The sequence below is a fragment of the Stenotrophomonas sp. SAM-B genome (genome assembly GCF_013387485.1).
GTDB classification, from domain to species: domain Bacteria; phylum Pseudomonadota; class Gammaproteobacteria; order Xanthomonadales; family Xanthomonadaceae; genus Stenotrophomonas; species Stenotrophomonas maltophilia_AA.
In genome coordinates this window covers 542,973-563,016 of the sequence record NZ_JABBXB010000002.1, presented here as the reverse complement: position 1 = coordinate 563,016, position 20,044 = coordinate 542,973, and the positions used below count along the sequence as shown (strand labels likewise).

The window sequence follows — 20,044 nt, the reverse complement described above, 5'->3', positions numbered from 1 at the left end:
CGTCAAGATCTTCAACAGCACGCAGGTCACGCAGGTCGGCTGCAGCGATCTCGCTGCGCCGGCGCCCGCCACTGGCAAATCCAAAGCAGAGCACGGCGCGGTCACGGATCCCCTCTAAGCTGTCATCGCAGGTGGCCAGCATCGCCCCCAGCTCAGGCAAGGTGATGGCGGTCTTCTTGCGCGGCCGCTCGCCACGCTTGACCGCGGCTCGTGCCGCGCGGCTGAGCACAGTGCGAATGGCTGGCTGCTCGCAGGGATTGGTGACTTGCTTGAGTCGGTGCGCCGTGGACAGGACGGCAACGCGATGACGCACGGTGGCCAAGGTCCACGGGCCGAGCTTGGCCTTCAGGCCAGCGACCACAAGCGCCTGGTCGACGGCCGGCGGCAGCTCCCACGCTAGCTCTCCATCGGCCGAGCGCCGCTGCACGTGGTCGACCACAAACTGCAGCACGGTGGCCTCGGCCACCGGCATGGTCAGTTCGATGCCGTAGCGCGCCGCATGCCAGCCAGCAGCCCAGTACCGCAGGCCGGGGCACGATCTAGGAACAAAAGGACATCAATTAGGAACACCGACAACCTCGCCACGGCCGCCAGACGTTTTACATAATATACATTATGCGAAATGGATCATGGGTCGTCTTTCGTGGGTGTGGCTGTGGATCAAGTCTTGCCTCCCTTCCGGGAGCCCAACAAGGACGACATCGCAGCATGACCACGATGGACGCGCAGAGAGCGGCAGATGGGTGTCAATCATGCCGGAACCCTAGACCAATCTTCGAACGTAATTCACGTTTCCCACTGGCAAAGGAGCCCAAGCCGAACGTAAGCCCTTGCCAATGGCATGATCCTTCACTGCCTAGTCCGGGCGTCCTTTCGTTCCCTGGCGAGGCGAATACGCTCTTTCTCCGTATAGAGACGACGAAGCAATTCAGTCGTAAAGTCAAGCAGGTCTTCTGCTTCTGCACTGGATAAAGAGCCACGGTGCACCCCATCGTTCCCATCGTCTTTGATGCAGACAGAAAGATCGTGAAGGTCCTCAGGTAGCTTCGCGTTCTCGAAGAGCCAAGGAAGTCTTAGGCCAAGTTCGCGGGCTGTCCGATGGTTTGGACCGCCTTCTTCAGGGGTAGGGACAAGTGGAGTTGTCGCAAGGTCAACGCAGAGTCGGAACATAGCTGCGGCGGCATTTATGCAACCGATTGAGTGGCAGGCGGCCCCTTCTCGAAAGGCAGCATCGATAGATGCGGGCAAATAGTCTGGCGGGACCGTGGTCACCCTATCTTTGGTACTAACCAATCCGATGACCCTAACAATGTGGTTGAGTACACCAGGCATTTTGCCTATCCCGCCGTTAACCTGCATCAGGCTGTAACCACGAGGCTCCTTGGTTTGGACAACCAAGGTGCTTGACTTGGCACAGGCTCGACAGACAGAAAAAAGCTCATGCACCTCCTGCCACGTGTGCTGCGACGAGAGTAAATGTGCGCCCTTTACGTCAAAGGTCGTATGTGGAACACCACAGCGCGGACAGTCGTGAACAATCTCGGGCATATCAATGGCTCCAGATAGTGACCAGAATCAGCGATTAGCGTGGACATATTTGCATGTAGACGCAAGCTCTGACCGACCAAATAAGATCCGGCCAGCGTCAGATGATGAAGCGCGCTTCATTGACCGACAGGGCATCCAAGACCACCACTCCGGGCGGTCAGCAGGTTGAGGGCGTCTCCGTAGGGCTCCGCCCCTACACCCCGGCTAGAATGCGCGGACCATTCACCGGGGGAACGGAATTGACTGACCACAGGACAGCGGACGCCATTCACACGATCTGGTGGCAGGTGGGCTTAGGGGTGTTCTTGACCCTTTCTGCCCACAGCCTGATCGAAGCTGCTTACACGCGATACCAGATGCAGCAGGTTACGCAGCAGCTGGATGCCGAACTGAAGAAGCTACCGGCTGTAGTGAACAGACCCACTCCAGTTCAACAGGAACACCGGCCAGCCCCATTACGAACAAATGAGCGATGCATGCAGGGGCGTAGGTTCGACCGCGTCGAGAACGGCTGGAAGCAGATCAACGAGCCTTGCCAGTTCCCGCCGTAGCGATTCTGCACGGACTTCGGGAACGTGCCCATAGGACGATTTTGGACGTTGAGCAAGACATACGGGCTATGAGCACCTGCAGAAGTAACGAGTGCACTCTGATCCGGCACTGCCGTCCCGCCTGAAATTTGACGACCACTATCAGGGCCTCCTTGCCCTGGCTGTTTGTAGGGGTTGTAGGCTGGGCCATCGCGAGTGATCGCCACGCAGACTGGCAGCCTAACTTTGGCCTTTGTGCCCTGCTCTGTCAGGCAGGTGCAGGTCGCGTCGCTTAGTTTATTTGTCTTGAATAGTGGCTGCCCGCCCCAGAGCGCAAAGTTGTCTGGCCATCCGTCGCGACCGTTCTTGGGTCGTGACCCTGCGCGGCGTTGAGTCAGGCGCCAAGAAATTTGCTAAAGATGTTCACAATCACGCCGCGCCCCATCTCCCCTAAATGGCGACTATGGGCATCCACTCGGTCGTTCGGTGCAGTCAATTGCGGCAGATAGACGTCGCATCCGGTCTTGCGGCGAAAGTGTTCCACCAGGAACCACAGCTCGGCGGCTATAGCGTCCTCGCTTGCACCGGTACCATGAAGACGAACATATCGCTCCAGCGCAAGCGTCGCGACATCGGAGCCACTAAGCTCAGATTCGCGCTCATCATCCCCTTGCCAGAAGACGCGTACGGCGCCGCGCTCTTCGCCATCGCGCTCGTCCATCGGCAGAATCAGCGTGCCGTCTTGCAGCGAGCGTGCGCAATAAAGTCCGTCTAGGTGTTCACCCACATATACAGGCATCAGATTTGCAACAAAACTGACAATGGCGGCACTTCTGCCATCCCGAGGCGCGGCTAAACTGGATAGCCATTTTGCCATGCGCGGCGACAGCGTCACACGATCTAACTTATTGAATGAAATCGTTGTCTGGCGCCCGTTGGCGCGGTAACCGGTGGCGGTGAGGTTGGGTTCCAGTCTTGCAAGGCGCTGTAGAAAGTGAGAAACGGGAATGAAACCCTGGTTAGCCAGATGCCGTTCGTTGTGCGAGTAGACCATGTCGACTCCCTCTCGCTTCGAAACGCGGGGAACGACGATCTCCTCAGGAGCGTCTGTACGACACTCTATATCTGGCAAGCATCCGTTCCGAATGAAGTTGTAGCATGAGCTCACGCTAGGCCTTCCTGCGCCGCAGCATCCTGCCGACAATCACCTCGGCAGACGAGAGATGTAAATGCAACCTGTTTCATAGGACAGGGGTCCTGGGTCTTCATTGAACCGCCATAGTAGTCAAATTGGAGCCTCCGTAAGTGTATCTATTTGGGGACTGTTTTCCGGTCCCCTTGGCTCCGTGCCGCTTCTCAGCCAAGCACATTCCTCCAAAGTGCTTCGAAGAGTCGATCGAGCCGGTTGACTGTCAATAGCGAGCGAGGGGGCGATGGAGACGGTTCGTCCGCTGTCACTGGCTGCACTGACGCCGGAGCGACGCTCAAAGCTGGCGACCTTTCCTCTAGCCTGCAAAGCCAAGTCACCTGCAAAGAAACCCGCAATACATACGACAACGTACTGCCCTATACGTGCAATTTGAATCCTTCGGGGCAAGCCTCGAATCTTCAGACGATGCTGGAAATAGAGCGCGATCGCGCAATACAACGTCCAGAACCCCAACATGACGCAAGCTGTGGCTCCTATTACTTTGTTGTACACGGCAAGGTTGCTCTCAAGAACGACCTGCGGCGCGGCTAGGATGGCCAGACTGAGCGCCACTCCCTTCAACAGCTCCAGCTGATCCCTGATGCTTGCAAAGAAGAGCTCCGATTCCTTCGCTCGCTCGACTGCTTTCGCCTGGTCGGCGCTTCCATTGGTTCTACCCGCTTTGCGCATAACGCTCTCCATTCTCTCGTCAATGATCCAAGCCCCTAGGCAGCAGATCCTCGGTGCTCAACGGTAGCTGGCGAATGTCGCACGTGCTGAGACGGGTCTTTGAAGAATCGTGGCGAGATCCAGTTCCCACTGGAATGGCGGCGGTAGATACCTGATGGCAGGTCCGGGCTGGAAGCGCGATGCCCTTTATGGCATCACCAATTCGACACGCCCACACTGCAGGTGCAGCACCGGATATTGTTGGTGTTCTTCAGCCAGCTGGCGTTCCTGCTGCAGTTAGTGCAGCCCCGCATCTGAGTCAGTCCGCCTTGCGTGCGTGTTTTTCCAGTGTGGCATCGAGCAGGGGAAGTCCTTCGATCCCAGCCGCCAACCGCCGCCGCTGATTGAAGAAAGATCCTGACGGTGGGCTGACGATCTACATCCACGCCGATCCGACGGGCAAGGAGAGGCAGGCCAACTGGTTGGCCGCTCCCAAGGGACCGTTCGTGATGTTTTAGTGACCCGGCTACCGATACCCGGGCGCCGGAGCATCGCCAGTGGCGATCTGCCACCGCAGCTCGAACCTCAGCTCCAGCGTCTGCCCTGACTCCAGCCGCTTCGGCACCAACGTAAACCCATCAGGCGGACCAGTCTGTGGCTCCACGCACGTCGCGTGAGCAGCACCGTCATACACCACCCAGTGATCCGAATCCGCCAGCAGCCACAGCCGCTGGTTTCCAGACACCAACGTCACCTCAGCCTGGTTGATGAAACAGTCATCCCAAGGCCCAGGTGTGGGAGCAATACAGGGCAATGCAGCTATGCCTTCCCCGTTCCGTGGATACATCGCACTGGGCGAGAACAGCAACTGATCCGGCTTCCGGAACCACGGGTGCCAACCAAGCACCGCCGGCATCGCCTGGTCGCCGGCTTGCACCGCAAGGCGCAGCTCCAGACTGTCAGCCAGCACACGGATGACCTGCGTCGCACGGCCACCGAACGGCCAATAGCCATCCTCGGGAAGCTCCAGCGACAACATGGCGCTGTCCGCCCCGAGACTGTCGATACGCCACGGCCGTGAGAAGCCCACCCCGTGGATTGCGTGCCCGCCGAAGTTTGTCGGCAGCTCATACGGCTTGCCATCAAAGGCAAAGCGCCCCTGCCGGATCCGCCCGGCCCAAGGCACCATGGGATAGCACCCCCATCCGATCGCAGCCGCCCCACCCTCCTGCTCACCCACCAACCAGTCCACACCGTCATAGCGAATCTGCGCAATGCGTCCACCGGCCTCCGGTGCAAGCGCGAGCTCCAGCTTTCCTGCCCGCAACCAGTAGAGGCGACCACCCGGCAGCGGCGCCTGCGCATCATCCTCGGGTGACGCCGCTTCAAGCGCCATATGGATCGATCGTCCGGATGCCGCCGTCCGCGTCCATCAACAGCGGCGTGCACTTGACCGAACGCAGATGGGTCACGCCGCCCGACAACAAGGCGTCATGGTAGAAGAGATACCACCGCCCCTTGAACGCGCAGATGGAGTGATGCGTGGTCCAGCCCACGACGGGCTTCAGGATCACCCCGGCATAGGTGAACGGTCCGTACGGGCTGTCACCGATGGCGTAGCACAGCAGGTGCGTATTGCCCGTGGAGTACGAGAGGTAATAGCGGCCCTGGTACTTGTGCAGCCACGGCCCTTCGAAGAACCGGCGCGCATGGTCATCGGCACGCAGCGGCTGCCCGTGCTCGTCCAGGATGACGACCTCGCGCGTAGGCTCCGCCAGCCGGGTCATCCCCGCATCCAGTCGGCCGACACGCGGTCCCAGTGCGGGCGTCTCCCCGGTCGGCTCTTCGTGCGTCGCATCAAAGCGGTTGTCACGGTACTTCTGCAGCTGGCCACCCCAGATGCCGCCGAAATAGAGGTAATGCGTGCCGTCGTCGTCTTCGTACACGGCCGGGTCGATCGAGTACGTGCCCTCCATCGGTTCCGGTTCGGCAGTGAACGGCCCCTCCGGGCGGTCCGCGACCGCGACGCCGATGCGGAACATGCCCTGCCCGTCCTTGGCCGGGAAATACAGGTAGTAACGGCCGTCGCGGTGGGCTGCGTCCGGCGCCCACATCTGCTGCGCGGCCCAGGGTACGTCGCGCACATGCAGCGCCATGCCGCAATCGATGGCGTCGGCCTCGGGCGAGTCCATCCGCAGCACGTGGTAATCCTCCATGCCGAAATGCCCACCGTCATCGTCGAAGGGCGCGCCGCCGTCGATATCGTGCGACGGATAAATGTACAGGCGCCCCTCGAACACGTGTGCCGACGGATCGGCCGTATAGATGTGGGTCACCAGCGGCTGGGAGATGGCATGCGCTGCGAGCTGATCAAGGCTGCTGCCCTGGCGACGCAGATGCAGGTCATGCTCGATGCGCGTCTCCATCCCTTTATCGATCTTGTAGAAGAAGAGCAGCGCAACCGCGACCAGGAACGGAATGGAGCAGTAGAGGCTCACGGTCAGGCGGATGCCGTCCACCACGGCGTGGGGCTGCTGTTCCGCACCGGCCTGATAGCCGTGGTGCGCGAGAATCCCGGCGACCAGTGCACCGCCGGTGCTGAGCCCGATCTTCAACCCGCACAGCATCGCGGAGAAGATGATCGCGGTGGCGCGGCGATGGTTCTTCCATTCCGAATAGTCGGCAACGTCGGCGATCATCGCCCACAGCAGCGGGATGGTGATGCCGTAGCAGAATCCGTGCAGCATGAAGGCGCCAAAGGCCACGCCGACCGCCGTGGGCGGAAAGAGATAGAAAACCAGCAGGAACACGGTGGATACCAGCAGCGCACCGCCGAAGACATCACGCTTGCCGAAGCGGTCGGCCAGGCGGCGGGAGACGCCGATGCCCAGGATCATGCAGAGGATGCCGCAGGCGTTGAACAGGCTGAAGGCCGAGGTCGCCGGATCCTCCGGCCAGGTGAAGCCGGACAGGCCCCATCCGTTGACGGTCGCGTTCACCGCCCCGATGAAGCGGTTGAAACCGGAGGCGTCGAGAAAACCCGCCAACGCGGCCTCGCTCATGTAGTACTGGAAGTAGTAGATGTAGGTGCCGCCCTTCAGGGCGAGGTTGATGAAGACCAGCACCGTCAGGGCCAGCATCACCTTCCACGGCCGGTTGTGCAGCAGGTCGGACAGGTCCTGCATCACCCCGCCGGTCTGTTCCTTGGCCGGCACGATGCGCTCGCGGGTGGTGGCGAAGGTGATCAGGAAGAACAGCGTGCCCACGACCGCGAACACGGTCATTACCCGCTCAAACCCTTGCACACGGTCCCCGTCGCCCAGGATCAGCACCAGCGGCAGCAGCAGCACCTGGATGATGAACTGCGCGATCATCACCGCCACGAAGCGGTAGGCCGACAGGCTGTTGCGTTGGGCCATGCTGCCAGTCAGCACCCCGCTGAGCGCGGAGTACGGCAGGTTGTTGGCCGCGTACACGAACATCAGCAGGCCATAGGTCACCAGGGCGTAGATGACCTTGCCGCGCCCGCCGAGGTCCGGCGTACTGAAGGCCAGCAGCGACAACGCACCGAAGGGAATCGCCGTCCACAGGATCCAGGGCCGGAACTTTCCCCAGCGGCTGACCGTGCGGTCAGCGGCAATGCCGATCAGCGGGGTGAACACGAAGGCGCCCAGCAGGCCGATGACAAGGATGATCGTCGCCGCCGTGGCGGGCGGCAAGCGGTACACATCGGTGTAGAAGAACGCCAGGTAGGTGATCAGCGTCTGGAAGATCAGGTTCGCCGCGAGGTCGCCCAGGCTGTAGCCCAGCTTCTCCCGGACGGACAGCGTGTGCTCGGGAATATCCATGTGGCGGGCCTCAGTCACGACGTGCCTCCACGGTGAAGCGGCTCTGCACACGGGCATCGGCGCTGGAGCCGCCTACCCTTACTTCGTACTCCCCCGGCGGCACCACATACGTTCCGCGCGCGTCGTCGTACTGGCGCAGCGCCTGCTGTGCCTGCAGATCGAATGCCATGGTGCGCCGCTCGCCAGGCGCCAGGTGGACACGCTGGAAGCCCTGCAAGGTCTGCTGCGCATCGCCTGCGCCGGCCGCCAGCCGCCGCACATACACCTGCACTACTTCATCACCCGCGCGCTTGCCCGTGTTGGAGACGTCCACCTGCACCTTGAGCGTGCCGTTGTCGGCGATGCGGGGCGCATCGAGACGGAGTCTGCCGTAGCCGAACCGGGTATAGGACAGCCCATAGCCGAACGGATACAGCGGCGTGCCGCGGAAGTAGCGGTAGGTGCGGCCCTCCATCGTGTAGTCGTCGAAGGCCGGCATCGCCTGGTCCGCGGTGTAGAACGTCACCGGCAGCCGGCCCGCGGGATTGGTGTCGCCGAACAGCGCTTCGCCCACCGCAGTGCCACCGCGCTGCCCCGGATACCAGCTCATCAGGATCGCGGACAGGTTTGCCTGGGCCCAGTCCACCGCCAGCGCCGAGCCCCCGGTCAGCACCATCACCACCGGCTTGCCCGTGGCATGCAGCGCTTCCAGCAGGGCGCGCTGGGTGGCGGGCAGGCGCAGGTCGGTGCGGTCGCCGCCCGCGAAGCCCGGATAGTTCACCGTCATCTCTTCGCCCTCGACGTCGCCGGTCAGGCCGCCGACGAAGACCACCACGTCCGCATTGCGGGCGGCATCGACCGCCTCCTCGAACGGCGCCTTCGCCCCGGGCATGCGCCAGCCCAGCCGCACCCCGGCGTCGCGTTCGTTATCGAAGTACTCCAGCGTGAGTTCATAGGCGCGGCCCGCCTGCAGGTCCAGGTCGACACCGTCGCTGCGCAGGCGATCGCTGTTGGCCCAGTGGTCCAGCACCCGCTTTCCATCCACGTAGAGACGAAAGCCGTCGTCGGCGGCTGCCTCGATCCGGTAGCGGCCCGACACCGGCGGCAGCAGCTGGCCCCTCCAGCGGATGCTGAAGCCATCGTTGGGAATGCCCTGCCCCGGCGCCGCTTCACCGCGGGCCAGCAGGTTGTCGGTGGGTGAACCCCGGTCCCAGCGGAAACCGATCTGCGCATCGGTGCGGACCAGCGCCGGCGTCCCTGACAGATCGGGCGTGCGGAAGTACTCACCGCGCAGGCCACGTTCCGGGGAATCGGCCGACGGCCGCAGGTACGCTGCCTCGATCAGCGGTGTCGCACCGGGATCGTCGCGCCCTTCGACCAGGTCGACGCCGCGTGCGTACTGCACCTCGACGCCCTTCGCCGCATCGCGGATCCCCTGCAGGATGGTCACCGGCGCGGCCGGCGTGCCGAAGTAGTTGCCGAGCAGGGCCATGGTGTCATCGGCGGTCGGGCCGACCACGGCAATGCGCTTGAGGGTGCGTGACAACGGCAGCACGCCATCGTTCTTCAGTAGCACCAGTGACTGCTGCGCGGCCTTCAGGGCCAGCGCGTCGTGCGCCGGGGCCTGGTTCACGGAGGCCGGTATCCGCGCCCAGCGCACGCGCTCGGGCGGATCGAACATGCCCAGCCGCATCCGCGCGGTGAACAGCCGCGTCACGGCATCGTCGATCTCCGCTTCGCTGATCAGCCCCTGGCGTACCGCGGCCGGCAGCGTGGCGTATTCCTGGCCGCACTCCAGCTCCGTGCCGTTCTTGACCGCCAGTGCCGCGGCGGCCTCGCGGGTCGGCACGATTTTGTGATGCTTCCAGATATCCACGATGGCCCAGCAGTCGGACACCACGTAGCCCTGGAAGCCCCAGTCCCGGCGCAGCACGTCGCGCAGCAGGAACCTGCTGGCGCTGGCGGACTCGCCGTACACCCGGTTGTAGGCGCCCATCACCGCGTCGACCTGGCCTTCCTTCACCAGCGCCTCGAAGGCCGGGAGGTAGGTGTCGTACAGGTCGCGTTTGCTGGGGCGCGCGTCGAAGTGGTGGCGGTCGGCCTCGGGGCCACTGTGCACGGCCAGGTGTTTGGCCGTGGCGTCCAGCTTGCGGTACACCGGGTCGTCGCCCTGCAGGCCGTGCACGAAGGCGACGCCCATGCGCGCGGTCAGGTACGGATCCTCACCGTAGGTTTCCTGGCCCCGGCCCCACCGCGGATCGCGGAAGATGTTGATGTTCGGCGACCAGTAGGTCAGGCCCTGGTAGCGGCCATGCGACCCCTCGCGTACGAACTGGTGATGCTTGGCGCGCGCCTCGTCGCTGATGGTGGTCGCGACCTGCGCCATCAACGGCACATCGAAGGTGGCAGCCAGCCCGATCGCCTGCGGGAAGACGGTGGCCTGCCCTGCCCTCGCCACACCGTGCAGGCCTTCGTTCCACCAGTCGTAGGCCGGAACGCCCAGGCGCTCGATGGCCGGCGCGGCGTTCTGCATCTGGGCGGCCTTTTCCTCCAGGGTCATCTGCCCCACCAGCGCGGCGGCGCGGGTTTCAAAGCCGGCCGAGGTGTCCAGCCACAGCTGGGTTTCCGCGGCATGACCGGCGGTCGCTGCTGCCATGGCAGCGCACAGCACCAGGGTGCGGAAGGCGGGGCCACGACGGCCACTGAAGAGGTAAGGCGCACGCGTCATCATTTGCTCCTCAAGGCGCGCTCGTCGCGCGCGAATGGTCCCAGCAGCGCGCCGACAAAGCCGCCTGCGCGATCCGTACTCAACACCGTTCCGTCTACGTCGTCAGCGAGCCTCTGCCAGCCCTGCCCATCACCCGTGTCGAATGCGAACGCATAGCTGCCCTCGTCACCGGCGATCTTCAGGCGCAGCGACGTGGACGCCGTCGCGTTGCGCGTGGCCAGGGTGCGGGTCGCCCCGCTGCCATCGCGCCCTTCCAGGAAGATCGCCACGCGATTCCCGCCGAGGCTGCGCACGCCCAGGAAGTACCAGTAGCTTTCGCTCTGGAACGCAGCAATGCCCGCCGCCACATCCGTCGCCGGTCGCGTCATTTCAGTGCTGGCCTCGAAGCGCAGATGCTGCTGGCGGCGACCAAGGAAGGCAGGGTTGCGCAGCGTGTCGAGGTTCTCCGGCAGCGGATGCACAGCCAAGCTGCCCGGGCGCAGGCCCAGGTCTGCCCACGCCCGTTTGGGGACGCGCACCTGCAACCATCCCGTGCCGAGCGTCGGTGCATCGAAACCGTCGCGATCGACGAAGTTGCCGGTTGATGGGGCCTGCGAGGCATCGCCGTGCATCCACGATGGCGCTTTGACCACGTACGGAATGACCTGGTCGGCCGGCAGGATCACCGGCCAGCCATCCCGCCATTGCACGGGCAGCAGATACGTCTCCCGCCCCGTGTTGTAGTGGCGCGTCTGGTAGTTGCGACTGGCCAGGAACACCGCCCACCAGGCGCCGTCCGGACCTTCCACCAGATCGGCATGGCCGGCGTTGGTGATCGGCAGCGGCCGGTCGTCCGGCAGGTCGCGCTGGGTGAGAATCGGATTGCCCGCATACGGGAGGTACGGCCCCCAGGCCTTGCGGCTGCGCAGGACCACCTGGGAATGCTGCGGCCCGGTGCCCCCCTCGGCGTCGGAGAGGTAGTACCAGCCATCGCGCTTGAAGACATGCGGCCCCTCGATCCAGATCGGGTTCTTCGCCGGCTCCACCCCGCCGTCGATCAGCACCCTCCGCGGCCCTACCGGCTTGAACGCGGCCAGATCGATCTGCTGCATCCAGATGGCGCGGTGGCCTTCGTAGCGCTGCGGACCGGGCGGCACATCGTTGTTGACCAGGTAGACGGCGCCGTCTTCGTCGAAGAACAGCGACGGGTCGATGCCCTCCACGCTGGGCAGCCAGTGCGGGTCGGACCAGGGGCCGGCCGGGTCGCGCGCGGTCGCGATGAAGTTGCCGCCACTGTCGACGGCCGTGGTGACCACATAGAACATGCCGTCGTGGTACTCGATCGCCGGCGCGAAGATGCCGCGCGAAACGCTCAGTCCATCGAAGTCCAGCTGCGTCGGGCGGTCGATCACGTTGCCGATCTGTTTCCAGTGCACCAGATCGATGCTTTCGAATACCGGAATACCCGGGAAGTAGGTGAAGCTGGAATTGACCAGATAGAAGCGGTCATTGGCGCGGACGATGCTCGGATCCGCGTGGAAGCCGGCCAGGATCGGATTACGGTAGTGACCGGCTGGAAGAGGTGTCTCAAACGCCGCGTCGTGACCCGAATATTCGAACCAGTCGAAATAGACCGGCGGCGCAGGCGTAGCACCGAGCGATGGCGCAGCAGGCAGCAGCAGGAGCAGCGTGGCAATCAGCAGGCGCATCAGGGGACCTCGGCGGCGGTGAGGGGAATTTCGAAGGGGCCGGCCGGCGCACCGCTGCTGTCGCGCAGCGTGCAGACCGGACCGTCCGCCCAGCAATAGCGCACACGCAACGCGCCGCTACTGTAGTGCCGGCCGCTGGCCGGCTCCACGCAATCCATGCAATCCAACACAACCTCAAGCCCCTCCAGCACCGCGTCGGCATACCGGCAGTGCCGTGCGTCGGCGTCACAGAGCTCGAATCCTATGGGGCCGTCCGCACCGGTCGTGACCAGGGTGCCGGTGACGTTGTCGAACGCGATCCTTGTTTCGCGCTGCGCGCGAGACGCCGTGCGAACCGACGGGCCGGAAGGTGCCAGCGCCCGTTCGCCGTAGACCACGTGACGCGCCACCCGGGCCAGGCGCCGGCCCAGCTCCTGTTTGTTGGGCGGGTGGATGTCGTACGCGTCGCCGATGTCGATCGCCACGGCGAGCCCGGTATGCGGGTCCTCCGCCGCGACGCGACGCTGCGCCTCGCGCACCTGTGCCCAACCACTCTCCCCCGTGGCTTGAGGCGGCTGCCCATAGCCGGCCAACTGCACCACCAGCAGCGGCATCCGCGCACCGAAGCGGCTGCGCCAGTCATCGCGCAGGCTGCGCAGCCGGTTGGCATAAGCGGCGCCGTCACCCGTGTTCGACTCGCCCTGGTACCAGAGCATCCCACGCAGGCCATAGCTGCCGAGCGGCGCGATCATGCCGTTGTACAGCGTCGACAGACCCGTGGCGGCATGCCAGGGCGCCAGCGGCGGTGCCTGTGCACCGGGCGCCACCCGGTAGTGCCACGGCGCGTCCAGGACGATGCGCGTGCCGTCGTCGAGCTCCACCGCGTGGGCGGCGGCCGGTCCCGACAGCCCACCCTCGCCGTAGGTATCCAGCACGTTGATCACCACCGTGTTCGCGCCGGCGTTCAAGAGCCCGGGAGGAAGTGTGTAAAGCCGCGGCTCCCCTGCACCGTACTGGCTGCCCACCGCCACGCCGTTGACCCAGGTCATGTCCGCCTCATCGACGGCGCCCAGCGCAAGCCGTGCGCCCTGCGCCGCCTGCGCGGCGGTCAGCGTGACCTGGGTGCGGTACCAGACCATGCCGTTGTACGCGGCAAGCGCCGGCACGCCCCAACGCTCCCATGCTCCGAGCGCGGCCGGTGCCGTGTGCCACGCCGTGCTGTCTGTGCCCGGCTGCCAGGGAGTGTCGCCTTGCCGGGCTCCGTCGCGCTTCGACCACCACTGCTGCCATACCTCGCCCCAGCCCGCGGTTGCCGCCGCAGGGTTGCTTGCGTAGAGCGCGAGCAGGTCAAGCGCGGGATCCATGCCGCCCTGCGTACGCAGCGCGTCGGCGCTGGTCCACGCCTCGATCCGCGAGCCGCCCCACGCCGCCTGGATCAGCCCCATCGGGACGTCGACGGTCTTCTGCAGTTCACGCGCAAAGTAGAAGCAGGCGGCGGAAAAGTCGCGCACCGCGGCTGGCGACGCCGGCTTCCACGCCGTCGGCGCCGGGAACGTGCTCTGCGGCGTAACGGTTGCCGCCTTGGGCACGCTGAACAGGCGGATCGTCGGGTGCGTGGCGGAGGCGATCTCACTGTCTGCGTCGAGCGCGCGCCACACCGGCAGTTCCATGTTCGATTGCCCGGAACACAACCAGACATCACCCATCTGCACGTCATGCACGATCTGGGTGGTCTGCCCTGCGCGGACGGTCATTTCGTGAGGGCCGCCAGCGGGAATGGGCTTCAGCGTTGCATGCCACTGGCCGCCCGCATCCGCGCGCGTGGTGACGGTTTGTCGCGCGAACGCCACGGAAACCGGAATGCCGGGCGCAGCATGGCCCCAGACCGGAATCTGCTGGTCGCGCTGCAGCACAGCGTGATCCTGGAACAGCGGATGCAACAGTGCTGTGGCCGGCTCCTGTGCCACGGCCGGCATGGCGCAGCACATCACGATGGTCGCCAGTATCCAGCCCATCCACGCTGTCCGACTCATCGCCCATCTCCCGGTGCGGAAGGAAACTGCAGGCGCTGGTACCACGCCAGCGCCTGTGGCGGCGCGGTTTCGCCCGCAGGCAAGGGCCTGCCGCTGATCGACTGGAAGTACGCCACACTGGCATCGCGCCACCACTGCGCTTCGCGCCGCTGGATGCCGAGGAAGGCGGCGACCTGCGCATGCCGCTGCGCATCCACCCTGCCCTGCAGGCCCGCCCAACTGGCCTGCATGTCCTCTACCTGACGCACACCAAGGGAGTAACGCCCCACCAGTTCGTCCCACAACGGTCGTCCTGAGGCCATGCGGTGATCCCACGGGACATGGTGGAACCACAACAGCAGCGGCTCCGGCACCCGCGCCAGGTCGCCGTACACGGCGGCCACCTCGGGGGCGTACTGGGCCACCGCGTTGCTGCCGCGTGCAGTGCGATCGAAGCCGATGCCATCGCGGTCGGCGCGGTGGTAGTACACGGCGGTCCAGTCCGCGCGCGGACCGCCGTCCACCCACGGGCCGGGCCCGTAATGGTGCCCGCGCGCCATCAGGTGGTGCAGGCCCAGCGGTGTCATGTAGTTCACCGCGGCCTCGCGCGAGACCATCATCATGTCGACGATGGGTGCCACCACCTGGGGATCCGGCGCGAACGTCATCGCTGCCCAGTCCGTCGCGATGTCGCGGGCGGACTGGTCCGGATTCCAGGCGAGACGGCCGAAGGCGTACCAGTTGGCCTGGTCGAAGTGCGACCCACTCCAGGTGTGATCGTTGCCGATGTTGGCCACGCCGGCGATGCCGGTCAGGCGCTGCGCGACCGTGGCGCCCGCGCCGCCTGCGTGGGTATCGGACTGCAGCACCTCCTCGTACAGCGGCCCCAGGTACACCAGATGCGTGGCGAAGCCGAGATACTCCTTGGTGATCTGGACCTCCATCATCAGCGGCGTGCGTGGCATGGCCCCGAACAGGGGATGGAACGGCTCCCGCGGCTGGAAGTCGATGGGCCCGTTCTTCACCTGCACGATCACGTTCGGGCGGAACGCGCCGTCCAGGCCGGAAAATTCGGTGTAGGCCTGCGTGGCGCGGTCCGCGGGCACCTCATGCGCGTAGACGAAGGCGCGCCACATCACCACGCCGCCATGCGGTGCCAGCGCGTCAGCCAGCAGATTGGCGCCGTCCGCATGCGAGCGGCCATAGTCCTGCGGTCCGGGCTGTCCTTCCGAATTGGCCTTGACCAGGAAGCCGCCGAAATCCGGAATGTGCGCGTAGATCTCGTCAGCCTTGTCGCGCCACCAACGTTGCACGTCCGGGTCGAGCGGATCGGCGGTTTTCAGCCCGCCCAGCTCGATGGGGGCGCTGAAGCGCGCGCTCAGGTACACGCGGATGCCGTACGGCCGGAACATGTCCGCGAGCGCGGCCGCTTTGATGAGATATGCCGGCGCAAGGCTCTGCGCGCTCGCGTTTACATTGTTCAGCACGGTGCCGTTGATGCCGAGCGAGGCGTTGGCACGCGCATAGTCCGTATAACGCGGGTCCCGCCACTCCGGCAGGGTCTGCCAGTCCCACAGCGAGCGACCCGCATAGCCGCGTTCGACATAGCCGTCCAGGTTGTCCCAGTGTTCGAGCACGCGCAGCCGGAGCCGTGGTGATTCCCGAACCTCAAGGGCATCGAGTGGTGCGCCGGTCTGCAGCAGTCGCAGCAGATGGAACACGCCATACAGGACCCCGATATCCTGGCGTGCGGCCACCAGCAGCACCGCGCGCCCGCCGATGTGCGCACGCCTGAGCAGGTAGCCATCGTCGCCGAGTGATTCCATCTCCTTGCGGAGCGGCGCGATCACGGCCGACGAATCGGGGGTGCCCAGCACCACGCTGGGGTCCGCGCTGGGCGCCCTCTGCATCCGCGGCGCGCGACCCAGCAGGCCGGTGAGGCCACGCACAAGTTCCTCGCGCGCGGCACGTTGCGTCGGGGTCTGATCGGGGGCCACGACCCCGCCCAGCCGTGTCCGGTAGTCGGTCGCGAGGGCAGGTTCCAGCGGTGCGTAGCGCAGCCAGAGGGCGTAACCGTCCTCCGCGCGCACGCTGCCCGCGCAGGCGAAAAGTGCCAGGGCGACACCCAGCATCCAGTGACACCGCTCGACATTCCGGCGGAGCAGCAGTGTCGCCAGCAAACCTTGTAAGCTGCGGACGTGCCCGCCTCGCGGCAGCGTCACAAAGAAGAAAGGCAACACGCATTGGACAAGCCGAAGAAATCGGTCCGCCGCAAAACCAGTGGCGTGACGATCGACGAGGTGGCTGCCCTGGCCGGGGTCTCGCCGATGACCGTGTCGCGCGCGATCAACCAGGGCAAGGTGCGCGATGTCACGCGCGAACGGGTGATGCGCGCGGTGCGCGAACTGGGCTACACGCCCAACCTGGCCGCGAGTTCGCTGGCGGCGGCGCAGCACACGCGGATCGCGCTGATCTACACCAACCCCAGCGGCGCCTACCTGCGGGAGCTGCTGGTCGGCCTGCTGCGTGTCGCGTCCAACGCGGCCATCCAGCTGGTCATCCATTACTGGGACAACTTCGACCCCGAGGCCGAGCGCAACGCTGCGCGCGCCCTGGCTGGCCGTGTGGATGGCGTCATCCTGCCGCCCCCGCTGTGCGAGTCGCAGGCGGCCGTGACCGAACTGGTCAGCGCCGGCATTCCGGTGGTCGCGATCGCGTCGGGGCACCTGAGAGACGATCTTTCCTGCGTCCGCATCGACGACTTCCATGCGGGCAAGGAGATGGCCGAACACCTGATCCAGCATGGGCACCGTCGGATCGGCTTCATCTGCGGCCGCAGCGACCTCAGCGCGAGCGCGCGACGCTACGATGGGTTTGTCACCGCCCTGCAGGAGGCAGGGCTGCAGGTCGAACCCGGCCTCGTCGAACAGGGGGATTACACCTACCGTTCGGGGCTTGCCGCGACCGAGAAGCTGCTGTCCCAGCGTCGGCCGCCGACGGCCATCTTCGCCAGCAACGACGACATGGCGGCAGCGGCCATCTCCGTTGCACACCGACGCGGCCTCGAGGTGCCCCGTGACCTGTCGGTGGTGGGTTTCGATGACACGTCGGCGGCAACGACCGTCTGGCCCGAGCTCACCACCCTCCATCAACCCATCGCTGCGATGGCCGACGCCGCCATCGATATCCTGCTGCGCACCATCCGCCGCAAGGGCGATGAGACGCGCGTGTTGACCGATCACGTCATGCCGCACCGGCTGGTGGTGCGCGACTCGGTCGCGCGCCCGCCCAAGCGCTGAGGGCGCAGGCCGCATCGTCACGCGCCGGGGCATGCGATGGTGGCCTCCGCTTCGTTCAAGGCGCCCAGGGCGACGCGTGACACCGAGAGCGTCATCACGCCTGCCGTCCCGATCGACCAGGGGCGATCCAGCTTGCCGACCTCCGCGCCTGCCGCCGCCAGACACTTCAAGGGCACGCCCACGCGGGTCCATTGGCCCACGGGCAGCTTTGCCAGCGCCGGCCCGAGCGCAACGCGTGCCGAACAGCCCGTGCCGCAGCCCACGGACAACCACGCCTCGCCCCGGGGTGCGGCGTCGACGCGCATCGTGGTCAACAGCATCAGATCGCCGTTGCTCTCGCGCTGCAGGTCCAGTGGCGTGTGCGACTGCAGCGCGACGATCGCCTCACCCTTGCCCGACCACGCGAGACGGCGGCCATCTTCCTGCGCCAGGTGATCCACACCGGTGACCTTCAGCAGGTCGCCCTCGAGGGATTCCGGCACCTGGGTGACGGTCACCCCCTGCCCTGTGCTGCGCTCCAGCCGCAGGGCCATGCCGGAGCCGGCATCCCCACGCGCGAAGAACACACCGATGGCCCCTTCGTTGCCCGTCACGCCCGATGCTTCCGGCAGCGCGGCCAGATCGCCGTTGTCGGCATAGGTCAGGCCGAAGCCGAAGGCGAACAGGGGGTTGTAGTCCTTCTGCCCGACATTGTTGGCGTACTGCGTCGCGGTGCGCGGCCAACTGAAGCTCAACTTGCCTTTGAAGTCGTGCTGCACGCTGCCATCCGGACTGCGCAGCAGCACATCGGCAATGCCGGCCCCTTCCGAACCAGGCAGCCAGGCCGCCACGAAGGCATCGGCGGCATTGATCTCACGATTCACCCAGAGCGGGCGTCCGCTGAGGAACACCGCGATCACGGGGATGCCGTCGGCCTTGAGCCGCTTGATCAACGCGAGATCCGCGTCGTCGCCCGGCTTGTAGGCCAGGGTGGGCAGGTCGCCCTGGAACTCCGCATAGGGGTTCTCGCCGAACACCACCACGGCCACATCCGGTTTCGTGGTGTAAGCACCATCCACCGCCAACTGCGCCTCGCCGCCAGCGGCCTTGGCCTGCTGCGCAATACCTTCGTAGATCGTGTCCGCATTCGGGAAGTCTTTGCGGGTGGTGCCGGTACCCTGCCAGTTCAGCGTCCAGCCGCCCGCCTGCTTGCCCACGTCGTTGGCACCGTCACCGGCCACCAGGATGCGTTGCTTCGGCGACAGCGGCAGCACGCCGCCCTGGTTCTTCAGCAGCACCAGCGATTCGCGCACCGCCTGGCGTGCAACCTGACGGTGCTCCGGCGCGCCGACGAGTGCGAACTGCCCACCGACGGCGCGCGACGACGGCTTGCCCGCCTCGAACAGGCCCAGCCGCATCTTGACCCGCAGGATCCGGCGCACTGCATCGTCCAGGCGTTGCTGGGGAAGCGTGCCGTCCTTCACTGCGGCCAGCGTGGTCTCGTAGAAGCCCTTCCAGCTGTCCGACGCCATGGCCATGTCCAGGCCGGCATTGATCGTGGCCGGACAATCGGTGGTGGTGCAGCCCTTGACCTGCCCGTGGCCGTTCCAGTCGCCCACCACGAAACCACCGAAGTGCATGCGCCCCTTCAGCGCATCGGTCAGGTACGGCTTGTTGCCGTGCATCTTTTCGCCGTTGACGCTGTTGAAGGAGGCCATCACCGTCTGTGCGCCCGCCGCGATGGCGGGCGGATAGCCGGCCGCGTGGATGCGCACCAGCTCGGCCTCGCTGATCCGGGTATCGCCCTGGTCCTTGCCGTCGGTGGTGCCGCCGTCACCGAGGAAGTGCTTGACCGATGCGATGACATGGCGACCGTCAAGGAAGCCTGGCGAGCCCACCTTGCCCTGCAGGCCCTCGACCATCGCGCCGGCATAGCTGGCCACCACCTCGGGCGACTCGGAGTACCCCTCATAGGTACGCCCCCAGCGGTCGTCCTGCGGTACCGCCACGGTCGGCGCGAACGCCCACTCCATCCCGGTCGCACGGGTTTCCAGCGCGGTGATCTCACCGATACGGCGCAGCAGTTCCGGATTACGCGTCGCGCCCAGGCCGATGTTGTGCGGGAACAGGGTCGCGCCGATGATGTTGCTCTGCCCATGGACGGCGTCGATGCCGAACAGCACCGGGATCGCCTTGCCGCCCTGCGAGGTGTCCATCGAGGCCGCATAGAACGCATCGGCCAGCGCCAGCCATTCGGCCGGCGAGGCATCGTAGCGGCCACCGGGGTCGGAGTTGCCGCCCGCAAGGATCGAGCCGAGCCGGTAGGTGCGCAGGTCCTCCGGCGTGATGCTGGCGATGTCGCCCTGCACCAGTTGGCCCACTTTTTCCTCCACCGTCATGGTGTCCATCAGGTCGGAGATCCGCTTCTCCAGCGCGGCATCCTGAGGCAGCGGCCAGGCCACCTGCGACCACGGATCCGGATCGGCCGCCGCCGGTGCAGCAGCCTTGTCATCGTTTCCGCAGGCAGCCAACACCCCCATCAGCGCGGCCAGCATCACGCCACGGCGGGCGTGGGTAAGGCGTCGATTCGTCATCG

Annotated in this window: 12 protein-coding genes and 2 pseudogenes; 2 read left to right on the top strand and 12 right to left on the bottom strand. The window is 65.5% G+C overall.

Annotated elements, in window-relative coordinates; genetic code table 11:
- Positions 1 to 19 precede the first annotated feature (19 nt).
- The 4 genes and pseudogenes from HH110_RS06725 to HH110_RS06710 form a co-directional block, all read right to left on the bottom strand.
- Positions 20 to 526: pseudogene (locus HH110_RS06725) on the bottom strand (integrase); the annotation flags it as partial.
- A 323-nt stretch (positions 527 to 849) separates the two neighbouring features.
- Entirely contained in the window at positions 850 to 1,548 is a 699-nt protein-coding gene (locus HH110_RS06720; protein WP_176988942.1) for a DUF4145 domain-containing protein, read from the bottom strand.
- Between the two features lie 924 nt (positions 1,549 to 2,472).
- Entirely contained in the window at positions 2,473 to 3,132 is a 660-nt protein-coding gene (locus HH110_RS06715; RefSeq protein ID WP_176988941.1) for a hypothetical protein, read from the bottom strand.
- Positions 3,133 to 3,363: 231 nt separating this feature from the next.
- Positions 3,364 to 3,957, bottom strand: a complete 594-nt coding sequence (locus HH110_RS06710; protein WP_176988940.1) for a hypothetical protein — start codon at positions 3,955 to 3,957, stop codon at positions 3,364 to 3,366.
- Positions 3,958 to 4,340: 383 nt separating this feature from the next.
- Here HH110_RS06710 and HH110_RS19590 point away from each other — a divergent pair, with 383 nt between their 5' ends.
- Positions 4,341 to 4,454, top strand: coding sequence for a DUF1214 domain-containing protein (locus HH110_RS19590; protein WP_176988939.1), 114 nt, complete (start codon positions 4,341 to 4,343; stop codon positions 4,452 to 4,454).
- Between the two features lie 8 nt (positions 4,455 to 4,462).
- Here the strand turns inward: HH110_RS19590 and HH110_RS06700 are convergent, their stop codons facing one another.
- From HH110_RS06700 to HH110_RS06675, 7 genes and pseudogenes are all read right to left on the bottom strand, one after another.
- Entirely contained in the window at positions 4,463 to 5,332 is an 870-nt protein-coding gene (locus tag HH110_RS06700) for an aldose epimerase (protein ID WP_176988938.1), read from the bottom strand.
- Positions 5,322 to 6,287 (bottom strand): glycoside hydrolase family 43 protein, encoded by a 966-nt coding sequence (locus HH110_RS19405; protein WP_342589231.1) that lies wholly within the window; start codon positions 6,285 to 6,287, stop codon positions 5,322 to 5,324. Before HH110_RS19405 ends, HH110_RS06700 begins: the two co-directional genes overlap by 11 nt.
- A 27-nt stretch (positions 6,288 to 6,314) precedes the next feature.
- Positions 6,315 to 7,784 (bottom strand): annotated as a pseudogene (locus HH110_RS19400) (MFS transporter); the annotation flags it as partial.
- Positions 7,785 to 7,794: 10 nt separating this feature from the next.
- A complete protein-coding gene (locus tag HH110_RS06690) occupies positions 7,795 to 10,419 on the bottom strand; it encodes a glycoside hydrolase family 3 protein (RefSeq protein WP_241696471.1) in 2,625 nt (874 codons plus the stop codon).
- A 71-nt stretch (positions 10,420 to 10,490) separates the two neighbouring features.
- Complete coding sequence (locus HH110_RS06685; protein WP_176988936.1) at positions 10,491 to 12,179, bottom strand: glycoside hydrolase family 43 protein; 1,689 nt, start codon at positions 12,177 to 12,179, stop codon at positions 10,491 to 10,493.
- On the bottom strand, positions 12,179 to 14,191 hold the full coding sequence (locus tag HH110_RS06680; RefSeq protein WP_176988935.1) for a sialate O-acetylesterase: 2,013 nt from the start codon (positions 14,189 to 14,191) through the stop codon (positions 12,179 to 12,181). The genes HH110_RS06685 and HH110_RS06680 overlap by 1 nt, the downstream gene beginning before the upstream one ends.
- Positions 14,188 to 16,302, bottom strand: coding sequence for an alpha-glucuronidase family glycosyl hydrolase (locus HH110_RS06675; protein WP_176988934.1), 2,115 nt, complete (start codon positions 16,300 to 16,302; stop codon positions 14,188 to 14,190). The genes HH110_RS06680 and HH110_RS06675 overlap by 4 nt, the downstream gene beginning before the upstream one ends.
- A gap of 111 nt (positions 16,303 to 16,413) precedes the next feature.
- On the opposite strand from HH110_RS06675, the gene HH110_RS06670 reads away from it, so the two are divergent.
- Positions 16,414 to 17,469, top strand: a complete 1,056-nt coding sequence (locus HH110_RS06670; protein ID WP_176988933.1) for a LacI family DNA-binding transcriptional regulator — start codon at positions 16,414 to 16,416, stop codon at positions 17,467 to 17,469.
- A gap of 17 nt (positions 17,470 to 17,486) precedes the next feature.
- Here the strand turns inward: HH110_RS06670 and HH110_RS06665 are convergent, their stop codons facing one another.
- Positions 17,487 to 20,003, bottom strand: a complete 2,517-nt coding sequence (locus HH110_RS06665) for an exo 1,3/1,4-beta-D-glucan glucohydrolase (protein WP_241696470.1) — start codon at positions 20,001 to 20,003, stop codon at positions 17,487 to 17,489.
- Between the last annotated feature and the right edge of the window lie 41 nt (positions 20,004 to 20,044).